General features: G+C 77.6%; 1 pseudogene. It reads left to right on the top strand.

From position 1 onward, the window contains the following. Positions 1 to 223, top strand: a pseudogene (locus ACHAAJ_RS15650) (hypothetical protein); the annotation flags it as partial.

Genomic DNA, 223 nt, shown 5'->3' with positions numbered 1-223 from the left:
GGCCACGGCCACGGCCCCTGCCACGGCGCCTGAAACGACCCCGGACGCCGAAACCGCGGACGGACCGGTCCCGGCAAACGAAACAACCACCACGGACACCACGGCCACCGAGACCGGCGATCCGGACGCCGCGGCCGCAGGCGCCGACCCGGCGGACGGCGCCAAACCCGGCGCGGGACCCGGTGCGGGACCCGGCGGGGTTCCCGGTGGCGGTCCCGAGGTG

Source organism: Arthrobacter arnarulunnguaqae, assembly GCF_051262515.1.
Lineage (GTDB): Bacteria > Actinomycetota > Actinomycetes > Actinomycetales > Micrococcaceae > Arthrobacter_N.
The sequence above is the reverse complement of the archived record's forward strand: the minus strand, read 5'-3'. Positions and strand labels throughout refer to the sequence as shown.